Here is an 11,582-nt window from a genome sequence, read left to right on the forward strand (position 1 = left end):
CTTGCTTAATCCCAGTTTAAAACCGAGTAATATGCAATGAGCATCTTCAAGTTTTTATCATCCCTGTTGCTCATCATACGATGAGTTTGCCCAACTGCCAATTGCAAGAAGTTTGACGATACTGAATCTCGCTTAGCTGGCAATTTTTTTGCTACAATAGACGCAATTTTTTATTCACTTTTAACCTGTTCTTACTATGACTGATTCAGCGCAAAATATTGCTACAACCTACGATCCAACCGAGATCGAGAAAAAATGGTACAAGACTTGGGAAGACAACGGCTATTTCAAGCCGTCTGAAAAGGGTGAATCATTCTGTATCATGATTCCGCCGCCAAACGTCACTGGTAGCTTGCACATGGGTCATGGTTTTAACAATGCCATTATGGATGCCCTAACTCGTTTTAACCGTATGTCGGGTAAAAATACCTTATGGCAACCAGGTACAGACCACGCAGGTATTGCCACGCAAATGGTGGTTGAGCGTCAATTGGGTGCACAAAACATCAGCCGCCACGACTTAGGCCGTGAAAAGTTCATTGAAAAAGTTTGGGAATGGAAAGAACAATCTGGCGGCAACATTACCCGTCAAATCCGTCGTTTAGGTTCTTCGGTAGACTGGTCACGTGAACGCTTCACCATGGATGAAGGCTTATCGAATGCGGTGAAAGAAGTTTTCGTGAAATTACACGAAGAAGGTTTAATTTACCGTGGTAAACGCTTGGTTAACTGGGATCCAAAATTACAAACTGCACTTTCTGACTTAGAAGTTGAATCAGATAAAGAAGAAGCAGGTTCATTGTGGCACTTTAAATATTTCTTTGAAGACAAGTCACTGCGTACGCACGATGGCAAAGATCACATCGTCGTTGCAACCACTCGTCCTGAAACGTTGTTAGGTGATACAGCTGTTGCTGTTGCGCTAGATGATGAACGCTATGCACATTTGGTAGGTCAAAACATCATCCTGCCAATTACAGGTCGTGCCATTCCAATCGTTAAAGATGAATATGTGGATAAAGAATTTGGTACTGGCTGTGTGAAAATCACGCCTGCACACGACTTCAATGACTATGAAGTGGGTAAACGCTGCGAATTGCCAATCATCAACATCTTCAATAAAAATGCGGAAGTATTGGCTGAGTTTGAGTACATCGCAAAAGCGGGCGAGCAAATTTCTAAAACCATTGCTGCACCTGCAGACTACATTGGTTTAGAGCGTTTTGAAGCACGTAAAAAGTTAGTTGAACAAGCAGAAGCTGAAGGCTGGTTAGATCAAATCCAACCATACACGCTTAAGCCACCTCGTGGTGACCGTTCAGGTGTGATCGTTGAGCCATTATTGACAGACCAATGGTATGTGAAGATCGCTCCTCTTGCACAACCTGCAATTGAAGCAGTACAAGATGGTCGTATCAAGTTCGTGCCTGAGCAATACAGCAATATGTATATGGCGTGGATGAACAACATTCAAGACTGGTGTATCTCACGTCAATTGTGGTGGGGTCACCGTATTCCTGCTTGGTACGATGCGCAAGGCAATGTATTTGTTGGCCGTGACGAGGCTGAAGTTCGTGCGAAAAACAACATCCCTGCCGATGTTGAATTGAACCAAGATGAAGACGTACTCGATACATGGTTCTCATCGGGACTTTGGACATTCTCCACTTTAGGTTGGACTGGTGACGAAGCGAAGGATAAAGAAAACTATTTCTTAAATACCTTCCACCCGACTGATGTATTGGTGACTGGTTTTGACATCATTTTCTTCTGGGTGGCGCGCATGATCATGATGACCATGCACTTCATGAAAAACGAAGATGGCACACCACAAGTACCGTTCAAAACTGTGTATGTACACGGTTTGGTACGTGACAGTGAAGGTCAGAAGATGTCTAAATCGAAGGGGAACGTGCTTGACCCACTCGACCTGATTGACGGTGTAGATCTTGAAACTTTAGTACAAAAGCGTACGACGGGATTGATGAACCCGAAACAAGCAGCGAAGATTGAAAAATCAACCCGTAAAGAATTCCCTGAAGGTATTCAAGCATACGGTACAGATGCAGTTCGTTTTACTTTCTGTGCACTTGCAAACACAGGCCGTGACATTAAGTTCGACATGAAACGTGTTGAAGGTTATCGTAACTTTGCCAACAAAATCTGGAATGCAACCCGTTTTGTATTAATGAATGTTGAAGGTCAAACTGTAGGCCAAGAAGTACGTCAAGACCTTTGGGAGTTGCCTGAGCAGTGGATTGTCAGCCGTTTACAAAAGGCAGAACAGGCTGTTCACCAAGCGTTTGCAACCTACCGTTTAGACTTGGCTGCGCAAGCAATTTATGACTTTATTTGGAATGAATACTGCGACTGGTATGTAGAGCTGACTAAACCTGTTCTGAATGACGAAAATGTTTCAGAAGCGCGTAAAGCCGAAGTTCGCCGTGTATTACTTGCAGTGATGGAAGCATCTTTACGTCTTGCACACCCAATCATGCCGTACTTGACTGAAGAAATTTGGCAAACACTTGCACCAATGATTGGCTTGGGTGGTGAAACCATCATGCTTGCGCAATACCCTGTTGCTGAGCAAGCGCTCATCAATGATCAAGCTGAAGCAGATATGCAATGGTTACAAGGTTTGATTGGTGCGGTGCGTAACATTCGTGGTGAAATGGGTCTAGGTAATGCACGTTTGTTGCCTGTTCTGCTTCAAAACACAACTGATGCTGAAAAAGCACAGATCGCACGCATTGAACCATTGTTTAAAGCATTGGCAAAAGTTGAGAGCATTACATTCTTGGCAGATGGCGAACAACCACCATTGTCTTCATCTTCTGTCGTTGGTCACGTATCTGTATTCGTTCCAATGAAGGGCTTAATTGACCCTAAAGCGGAATTGGGTCGTCTACAAAAAGATTTAGACAAGGTTCAAAAACAGCATGCCCAAATTGCAACTAAACTTGCGAATGAAGGTTTTGTGGCGAAAGCCCCTGCTGCTGTGGTTGAAGGCGAGAAAGTGAAACTTGCTGAATTTGCTGACCAGTTAGCGAAGATTAAAGCGAATATGGAGCAAATTGCGGCGCTTTAATTTATTGCTAAAATATTAAAAATAAAGCTAAAATCCTCTCATAATTGAGGGGATTTTTTTCATGTCTGTATTAGAATCTATAACGCAAAATAGAAGAATTTTAAAGTTTGTTGATAAATCTATTTTAGATTTATCAACGGCTTTGTTGCATAAATATGTAAGCATCTGATTTAAATAAATTTAATTTTGGATCAAAAAATAATCAAAACTTTTAAAATCATATAGTTATGAAATCTTTGTGCAACAAAGCCTATGAGCGGCAAAAAAATTCAAATTATAGATAATTTACTCGAAATTGACTTATCAACAGCTACCTCTGGGCAAATGCAAGATGCTCTGTTAAAAATCATTGAGGCTATGCGTAGTAAATAAGATTATTCCATATATTTACCTCTCTCGCTAAGTTAGAGGTAAATCATAAAACCTGATGCTCCAACAGCATCTCCAACCCACTCTCTTTCCCCATAAAACTTAGCCGTTGCTTCTCCGCTTTAAGCTGTTGCTTCACCGCAGATGCATCCGCATCAATCTGCTTATATAAATTAGCAATATTCAATTGTCCTTTGGATTTCTGCACCGCAATTTTGGCTTTATTTGACCAAACCAGTGAGTTAATCAATTCCTGAATTTGATTTTGCAAGGCTTGGCTTTGGGCTTCTAAAGCCTGTTGGTAAAACTTCACTTGCTCCACACTTAAACCTTTATTTGTACCCTGTTTACTTTGTTCTACTTCAAGCTGCAGTTTCAGTAAAAAGAATAAATCTTCCTGTTCATAAGCCGCATTAGCACGTTGTAAAAGTTCAGTCTTTTCTGCTTTCTTAGATTCATCAGGTTCACGGTCAGGGTGAATAATCGAGGTAATTTTTAAATAAACCATTTTAAGCGATTGATTCACCATCTTTTCAGCTTGAGCTTGCTTATCTTGCTGACGTTTTAACTTGGCCTGCTCTCGTACTTGTTGATATTGTTCGCTGTTCCAATTTTCATCATAACTTTCATTTTCAGTATCTAAAGTTTCAGGCACATCAAAAGACGTTTCCATTTTCTTTTTAGATTTCTGCTTAGATTTTTTATTCTGGCTATATTCACTTGCCTGTGCATAGTAAATATACATCTTTTCCACTTCATCTACCTGCATTTGGGTTAACAAATGCGAACCTTGCAACAAGCAAGTGAGTGCCTGAATTTTATCTTCAACAGTTACCGTATCTGACTTACTTAAATGGTAATGACTGAGGCTATTCCACAGCGTCTGCATCTGCTCATACAGCGTGCGATATAACTCACGATAAGCAGGCATCAACGCCTTTTGACTATAAGCACGAATTTCATCTTTGGCATTTTGCCAAGCAAGCAATAACCGTTTTTGCTGTTCAATCTGCTCAATCAACACATTTAGTTTTTTATGCTGTGGTGTAACTTCAAGCACCGTTTGAGGTGTAGCGCTTAATGCAAAAGTCATAGTTAAAATTAAAGTAAAAGGTAAATTGTATTATGCCGTCATGCATACAACTCGCATAGTCACGGCTTGATTGGTTTCTCCCGTAGCAGAGCCACTTATAAACTTCACAAAAACACTAAAAAATGAGTAAGTTAAAGTTGCTACATTGCTAAAAGCATCTTAATGAGTATAACGCATGGACGTGCAGCAGATTTTTATTCACGACACCACTTGGGTCTTTGTTGCCGAATTGATTATTCGTGCCGCACTCATGTTTGGCATGATCATTATATTTTTACGGCTAACAGGTAAACGTGGCGTACGCCAACTGTCTATTTTTGAATTGGCTATTATTTTATCGCTCGGGTCTATTGCTGGCGACCCGATGTTTACCGAAGATTTGCCATTGGTACATGCTTTAGTGGTCATGGCGGTGGTGATTGCCATGTATCGCCTCATTACATGGTTAATGATGAAATACCAAGCCTTTGAAGATTTGGTGGAGGGCAAATCACTTTATATTGTAGAAGATGGTGAACTGGTTTTAGAAAAGATTAAACTGGGCAAAATGTCGCATGATGAATTCTTTGCAGAAATGCGCCAGCAAGGAGTTGAACATTTAGGTCAGGTGCGTGTTGGTTTACTGGAAAGTGATGGCAAATTCAGCATGTTATTTTTTCTAGGCGAAGCAACACGATACGGCTTGCCGTTATTCCCTAAAGCCTGCCAAGCCATTCACCGTACAGAACCGCATACCTACTATGCCTGTATGTATTGTGGTCATGTCAGTTTACTCGAACATGCCAATGTCGTCTGTCCACGTTGCAGCAAACAGCAATGGACACAAGCCATTAATACGCCTTATCGCGCTTAGTAGATTCACACGGGATCGGTTTAAAAACACCCATGCGACTTAAGCTGTCGCAGTATTGTCATAATTTAGATTTATACTGTACCCGCTGCTTCGGTGATGCACTGAATGCGCAAATAATAATTTGCATCCATCATAAAAATTTAGTTACGTATCATGCACAATGTAGATGCGTCTTATACTCCAGCGACTCCGTCAGGGTCGCTTTTTTATTGATATTCACTTAATACACATATTTCAGAAGTCAAAACAGGGCGCTGTCATACAACACCCTGTTCTGTAAAAATTTAAAACTTATATTCAAACCCTGTGCCCACCACAGGCTGTTTGGTTTCTGCTGGCCCTTGTTCTAAGGTCAGTAAACCTGCATAAGCATAAGTTTTCAGCTGTTTATTCAATGCATACTCTGCCCCTGCGAATAGTTGCTGTGCATCAAAGTCTGCTTGTGCGCCCTTAAAGCGAGTTGTATTTTGGCTGTATTGTGCTTTCAGTGTCCATGCCTTTATAGCAGACAGATTATATTCAGCACCAATTAACCACCCTTCAGAATCATCAATTGTGGCGGCTCGCGTATCATTCCCCGCAACTGCAGCAACTTCCGAAGTTTGATATAAAGTCTTTAGTACAACTCCATGATTTAAATTCACTCGGCCAATTGCACGTAGGGTATCTGCTGCTGCAAAAATGGCCTTAACTTCCCCAATTTCACCCTGTTTGGTATTTAAAATACCCCCGCCTGCAAAATTGGATGGAATTGCTTTGTCATACCCCACACCAAGCAACACTGTTTGGTTGTCATAAACCAGTGAACTCGAAAAAGCATCTCCTAAACCACGACCTGCTACTTTAGATGCGCCCTTGCCTTTGGCAATACCAGAAGCTTCACCTGAAGCCAATAGTAGCGTAGCTTTTAGCTGTGCATCATTCAGTTTAAATGCAGGCGATTCATAAACCACCACATTATCTATGCGGTTTTCACCTGTAAAAATGCCCGCTACATCGGCTTTGTTATCGACATAGTTATTAACGTTATCTACCGCACCAGAAAGTTGTTTCAGCGGTGTATCAATTTTGCCGACTTTGACCGTCCCCAATTGCGCATCTTTAAGCCCAACAAATAAATTGCGTGGCACAAAAGTATCTGAATTGGATTCTCCATCATCTACATGAATGGTGAATTCTGCCTGATACAGTGCATTTAAACGCTCTGTAACTTTTTCTTCCCCTTTTAGCCCAACAAAAGAGCTATTTGAATTAATTTCCACCACATCACGCTGATTCACCCCTGCCCGATTATCTTCTGACAGATAATCAATCGAGACATCAATCTCGCCATAAAATGACGGCGCTGCAAAGACAGCACTAGAAAAAAGACTAAGCGCAAGCGCTGTTGCAAGTTGAGTTTTCATGTTGTTTCATCCTGAGAAATCATTTGCAACAGATGTTACAGCGCTGTCATATTGATAAAAATAAATTAATTTTTATAAATTTATCTTATATTTATCATTAAACTTGCTGTTCTTGATTGCCAATTTAATCAATAATCAGGATGGGGTAATTTGGCCTTTTTTGACCATTTCAAAATCGGAACAAGACATAACAATGCCACCACACAAATCAGCATCAGGTAATGGGCATAGCCTAAAACATCGCCCAAAATACCGCTCAATGTATATAACACTCCACTGATGGTTGCCATAATGGCCACCTGAAATGTGAAATCTGTGCCTGCGTATTGCTTACGGCTGTATTGCATAATTAAGGTCAGCATGACCACCAATAACATGGCAGAACATAAGTCTTCTGCTGCATTAATACTATAAATGAGCCAGTGTGGAACGTGAGTTTGCTGTTCATATTGCCAAGCCAAATAAGCATAGGCCGCTAAACTCAAAATTTTCAGTACCGAAAAAATCAGTAAGGCTTGCATGCGTGAGTACCATTTCAGCATCAAGCCCGCAATGCCTGCGCCTAACAAAGCCGCTAGCGCACCTAACATGGTCACATAAATACCAATTTGAGAAAAACTTAAACCTAAATCGACCATTAACGGTTTCAGTAATGGGCCAGAAAGACCATCAGCAATTTTAAAACTGAGCAAGACCCAGAGCCATGCGTACAACACAGGTGTTTCTACAAAATATTGTAGATATTCCCGAATAGCAGCAAGACGTGCGCGAAATGACATTTTGACCAAAGGTTGAGCAAGTGCTCGCTTGGAAGCATGCTGTGGTTCTTTAAACAGCAAAATGGGTAAAGTATTTAAAAAAACCAATGCCGCCAAAATCAAAAAAGTTTTTTGCCAGTCTAGCCAGTCCAATGCCCACAGAATTGCACCACCGCCAACAATAAAGCCAAGTCGAGAGCCAACCACCTGAAAAGTATTGCCCCAATGTTGCTGCTTGGCCTGTAAAATATTGACGGCCAAACCATCGGTGGCAATATCCTGCGTAGCACCGACTAAATTCATACTCAGCAAAGCCACAAAAAACACCCACAAATAAATAGGATGATTTAAAGACTCAATGGGTAAAAACGACAGCCCAATCAGTACCAACACGCTAAGCCACTGACAAGGTAAAATCCAGCTACGGTAATGCCCTAGCGGTTGATAACCCAAACGATCAACCAAAGGTGCCCAAAATACCTTAATTGACCACGGCAACATCAATAAACCAAAACCACCGATATGCGCTAAAGACACACCTTGCGCCCGTAAAATAACAGGCAAGGCATGGGTCATAAACCCAACAGGTAAACCCTGCGCCCAATATAAAGAGAACAGTAACAAATAGGTCTGGCGCAAGTTGGGCATGGCTTCTCAATCAAAATATTGGTAATCAATCAAAATAGCGCAGTACTGCACTAAAATTTTGAATCATGGATTGTTATTTTTCATCATTTTCATCATCAGATTTCGACTATTTTGCCAATGAATCAGACAAAGCGAAAGTCTAATATCTTGAATAGATTTAGATGCATGCGTCATGATATGGCATCTACATCGTTGTTCTTTATGCACGTCAGGATGACACTGCCCCCATGAAAATGACCAATCCACTTTCACGTACGACACGGCAATTTCCACAATTACCAGACCAAGTTCCACAACGTGGTACAGCCTCGAGCCGTGCTGTATTTAAAAATATCTTTTTGGCTCAAGGCTGGCAAATGGTGGGTGAATTTCCAAACTTGCCCAAAGCCGTTGCTATTATTTCTCCGCATACGTCAAACATTGATGCTTGGCACGGTTTCACCGCACTACTTGGTCTGGGTATTCAAATTACCATTTTTGGCAAACATACGTTGTTTGAAACACCGCTCAAACCACTTTTAAACTGGATTGGGGTAATTCCTGTGGTGCGTCATTCTCCACAAGGTCATACGCAGGACATTATTGAAATTGTGCGGCAAAAAGAAAAAATCTGGATTGGTATGGCACCCGAAGGTACACGCAAACAGGCTGAAAATATCCGCAGTGGCTTTTACCATATTGCCCATGGTGCCAACATCCCCATTGTGATGTTCTCTTTTGATTATGCCCACAAAACCATTCATATTTTGGGGGTGTTTCATCCTACAGGGAATTATGGTCAAGATTTAGAAGCCATTTATCAACACTATACCGGTAAGTTTTCGGCTAAAAATCCGCATTGGCTGGCCAAACCGTTACAAAAGCTTTTGAAAAAAGGCTAGTCAAAGTTTTCATTTTTTGTTGAGATGGTCACCAGTTTGTTTGATCTGATTATAATTGGCTGATATGCGATTTCTTCATTATTCTTTGCTGGGCGTACTTGCCCTGAGTTTAGCGGGCTGCGATAAAACGACAAAAACACCACCAAGTACGACACCGATTCAGGCTCGTGAACCTGTCATTGCACTGGCACTTGGTGGTGGCGGTGCCAAAGGTTTTGCCCATATTGGTGTAATTAAAGTTTTAGAATCCCACGGTATTAAACCTAAAATTGTTACAGGCACCAGTGCTGGCAGTTTTGTGGGCAGCTTATATGCCAGTGGTAAAAGTCCTTATCAGCTTCAGCATATTGCCCTGACGTTTAAAGAATCTGACATTCGTGATTTAACATTAAGCCGTCAAGGTTTTGTTGCAGGACAAAAACTACAAGATTATGTCAATCAACACGTGGCCAACAAACCTATTGAAAAGTTTCCAATTCGTTTTGCTGCCGTTGCCACACGTTTAGATAATGGCCGCAAAGCCGACTTTATTAAAGGCAATGCAGGTCAAGCCGTTCGTGCATCTTGCAGTATTCCGAATGTCTTTGTACCTGCCACCATTGGCGGAACACAATATGTCGATGGCGGTCTGGTCAGTCCGATTCCTGTAGAAACAGCCAAAGCCATGGGGGCAGACTTGGTGATTGCTGTTGATATTTCAGCACGTCCAACAGGTAATCAACCTGTAAATATGTGGGGTTTACTCGATCAAACCCTAAATATTATGGGGCAGCAAAGTATCAATCAGGAACTGGCTCAAGCCAATATCGTGATTCAACCCAAAGTCGGTCATATTGGCACGCTCGATTTAAAAGCCAGTAACCAAACTATTTTGGAAGGTGAAAAAGCGGCACAACTTAAAATTCGTGCCATCCAGCAAGCGATTCAGAACTTTAAAAAATCACCGGCTGCATTAAAACCAGCACCACGTCCGAAATTTTAAATTTCAGTGATTTTTTTAATATTCAGAAACTTATTGATCTGTTAAAGTGATGAAAGTGCAAAATATCATCTAACCATGATGCCAGCACACATCACACTAACAGTTTCAATTCACAGTAAAAATACGCGAGTAGATGTATGGAATTCGTTCTTGAACCTTGGCACTGGTTTGTACTAGGCGTTCTGTTAATGCTCTCCGAACTCATGTTGCCTGCTTTTGCCGCCTTATGGTTTGGCGTCGGGGCAATCATGGTGGGTATTTTATATTGGATGTTCCCCATGATGAGCACCACCACGCAATTGGTGATGTGGATTATCCTATCGGTACTCTGTACTTTGGCTTGGTTTAAATTTATTAAGCCCCTATCTACCGATAAAACCAAAGCAGGCCTGTCACGCGAAGCCACCATTGGACAAATTGGCATGGTGATTCAAATTAATTTGGAGCATGACCAAATTAAAGTCCGTTTTCCAATGCCTGTACTTGGTTCAGATGAGTGGAACTGCCGTACCACCAGCCCTGTGCAAGTGGGTGACCGTATTCGCGTGATTGATATTTTGGGTAATGATTTAGTGGTGCAGCCGCATCACAGCACACATGACAACGAAAAAGTGAGAAATTAAAATGTCTGGTGGTTCTATTATTGTTTTAGCGATTTTAGCCTTTGTCAGTATTACTATTTTTAAAGGTGTGCGCATTGTTCCGCAAGGTTATAAATGGATCGTGCAGCGTTTGGGTAAATACCACACCACCCTTGCTCCTGGTTTAAACTTCGTCATTCCGTATGTAGATGAAGTGGCTTATAAAGTCACCACCAAAGACATTGTCTTAGACATTCCATCTCAGGAAGTGATCACCCGTGATAACGCAGTACTGCTTATGAACGCTGTGGCTTATATCAACCTGACTACACCAGAAAAAGCGGTGTACGGCATTGAAAACTATACTTGGGCGATTCAAAACCTAGTGCAAACTTCGCTGCGCTCGATTGTGGGTGAAATGGATTTAGATGATGCCTTGTCTTCACGTGATCACATTAAAGCCAAACTGAAAGCAGCCATTTCTGACGATATTTCAGATTGGGGGATTACCCTTAAAACTGTAGAAATTCAGGATATTAAACCATCACACACCATGCAAGCGGCTATGGAAGAACAGGCTGCGGCTGAACGTCAACGTCGTGCGACAGTGACCAAAGCAGATGGTGAAAAACAAGCTGCTATTTTAGAAGCCGATGGTCGTTTGGAAGCCTCACGTCGTGATGCAGAAGCACAGGTTGTATTGGCTGAATCTTCACAACGTGCAATTGAAATGGTCAGCTCAGCAGTGGGTGATAAAGAAATTCCTGTAGCGTATCTGTTGGGTGAACAATATGTGAAAGCCATGCAAGATATGGCGAAATCCAACAATGCTAAAACTGTGGTTTTACCTGCTGATGTCTTGAATACCATTCGTGGCGTGATGGGTCGCAACAATTAATTCAATTTATAAATCAACTCAA

General features: G+C 41.6%; 9 protein-coding genes. 6 read left to right on the forward strand and 3 right to left on the reverse strand.

The annotated features are described in order from the left end of the window. Positions 1–196: 196 nt before the first annotated feature. Complete coding sequence (locus ACNS8M_RS10695) at positions 197–3,091, forward strand: valine--tRNA ligase (RefSeq protein WP_168525084.1); 2,895 nt, start codon at positions 197–199, stop codon at positions 3,089–3,091. A 415-nt stretch (positions 3,092–3,506) separates the two neighbouring features. Here ACNS8M_RS10695 and ACNS8M_RS10700 read toward each other — a convergent pair whose 3' ends face one another. Then, positions 3,507–4,553, reverse strand: coding sequence for a molecular chaperone DnaJ (locus ACNS8M_RS10700; protein WP_168461205.1), 1,047 nt, complete (start codon positions 4,551–4,553; stop codon positions 3,507–3,509). Positions 4,554–4,728: 175 nt separating this feature from the next. Between ACNS8M_RS10700 and ACNS8M_RS10705 the strand changes: the two genes are divergently transcribed. Further along, positions 4,729–5,406 carry a DUF421 domain-containing protein gene (locus tag ACNS8M_RS10705; RefSeq protein ID WP_168525086.1) on the forward strand — a complete coding sequence of 226 codons (678 nt, stop codon included), beginning with the start codon at positions 4,729–4,731 and terminating at the stop codon, positions 5,404–5,406. 284 nt (positions 5,407–5,690) lie between these two features. On the opposite strand, the gene ACNS8M_RS10710 is transcribed toward ACNS8M_RS10705, so the two are convergent. After that, positions 5,691–6,812 carry a porin gene (locus tag ACNS8M_RS10710; protein WP_168461207.1) on the reverse strand — a complete coding sequence of 374 codons (1,122 nt, stop codon included), beginning with the start codon at positions 6,810–6,812 and terminating at the stop codon, positions 5,691–5,693. Positions 6,813–6,940: 128 nt separating this feature from the next. Beyond that, a complete protein-coding gene (locus tag ACNS8M_RS10715; protein WP_168461209.1) occupies positions 6,941–8,218 on the reverse strand; it encodes an MFS transporter in 1,278 nt (425 codons plus the stop codon). A 227-nt stretch (positions 8,219–8,445) separates the two neighbouring features. Here ACNS8M_RS10715 and ACNS8M_RS10720 point away from each other — a divergent pair, with 227 nt between their 5' ends. From ACNS8M_RS10720 to ACNS8M_RS10735, 4 genes are all read left to right on the forward strand, one after another. Next, complete coding sequence (locus tag ACNS8M_RS10720; protein WP_168419334.1) at positions 8,446–9,099, forward strand: 1-acyl-sn-glycerol-3-phosphate acyltransferase; 654 nt, start codon at positions 8,446–8,448, stop codon at positions 9,097–9,099. Between the two features lie 64 nt (positions 9,100–9,163). Next, positions 9,164–10,081, forward strand: a complete 918-nt coding sequence (locus ACNS8M_RS10725) for a patatin-like phospholipase family protein (protein ID WP_168541627.1) — start codon at positions 9,164–9,166, stop codon at positions 10,079–10,081. 137 nt (positions 10,082–10,218) lie between these two features. Continuing rightward, positions 10,219–10,704 carry an NfeD family protein gene (locus ACNS8M_RS10730; protein ID WP_168419336.1) on the forward strand — a complete coding sequence of 162 codons (486 nt, stop codon included), beginning with the start codon at positions 10,219–10,221 and terminating at the stop codon, positions 10,702–10,704. A 1-nt stretch (position 10,705) separates the two neighbouring features. Next, complete coding sequence (locus tag ACNS8M_RS10735) at positions 10,706–11,560, forward strand: SPFH domain-containing protein (RefSeq protein ID WP_168419337.1); 855 nt, start codon at positions 10,706–10,708, stop codon at positions 11,558–11,560. Positions 11,561–11,582: the final 22 nt, after the last annotated feature.

The organism is Acinetobacter sp. A2, assembly GCF_048537555.1.
Classification (GTDB): Bacteria; Pseudomonadota; Gammaproteobacteria; order Pseudomonadales; family Moraxellaceae; genus Acinetobacter.

What these genes read in the sequence shown, in the direction of transcription:
- ACNS8M_RS10710 (WP_168461207.1), bottom strand. Translation starts at nt 6,812, where the DNA reads ATGAAAACTCAACTTGCAACAGCGCTTGCGCTTAGTCTTTTTTCTAGT.
- ACNS8M_RS10720 (WP_168419334.1), top strand. Translation starts at nt 8,446, where the DNA reads ATGAAAATGACCAATCCACTTTCACGTACGACACGGCAATTTCCACAA.
- ACNS8M_RS10700 (WP_168461205.1), bottom strand. Translation starts at nt 4,553, where the DNA reads ATGACTTTTGCATTAAGCGCTACACCTCAAACGGTGCTTGAAGTTACA.
- ACNS8M_RS10730 (WP_168419336.1), top strand. Translation starts at nt 10,219, where the DNA reads ATGGAATTCGTTCTTGAACCTTGGCACTGGTTTGTACTAGGCGTTCTG.
- ACNS8M_RS10715 (WP_168461209.1), bottom strand. Translation starts at nt 8,218, where the DNA reads ATGCCCAACTTGCGCCAGACCTATTTGTTACTGTTCTCTTTATATTGG.
- ACNS8M_RS10735 (WP_168419337.1), top strand. Translation starts at nt 10,706, where the DNA reads ATGTCTGGTGGTTCTATTATTGTTTTAGCGATTTTAGCCTTTGTCAGT.
- ACNS8M_RS10695 (WP_168525084.1), top strand. Translation starts at nt 197, where the DNA reads ATGACTGATTCAGCGCAAAATATTGCTACAACCTACGATCCAACCGAG.
- ACNS8M_RS10705 (WP_168525086.1), top strand. Translation starts at nt 4,729, where the DNA reads ATGGACGTGCAGCAGATTTTTATTCACGACACCACTTGGGTCTTTGTT.
- ACNS8M_RS10725 (WP_168541627.1), top strand. Translation starts at nt 9,164, where the DNA reads ATGCGATTTCTTCATTATTCTTTGCTGGGCGTACTTGCCCTGAGTTTA.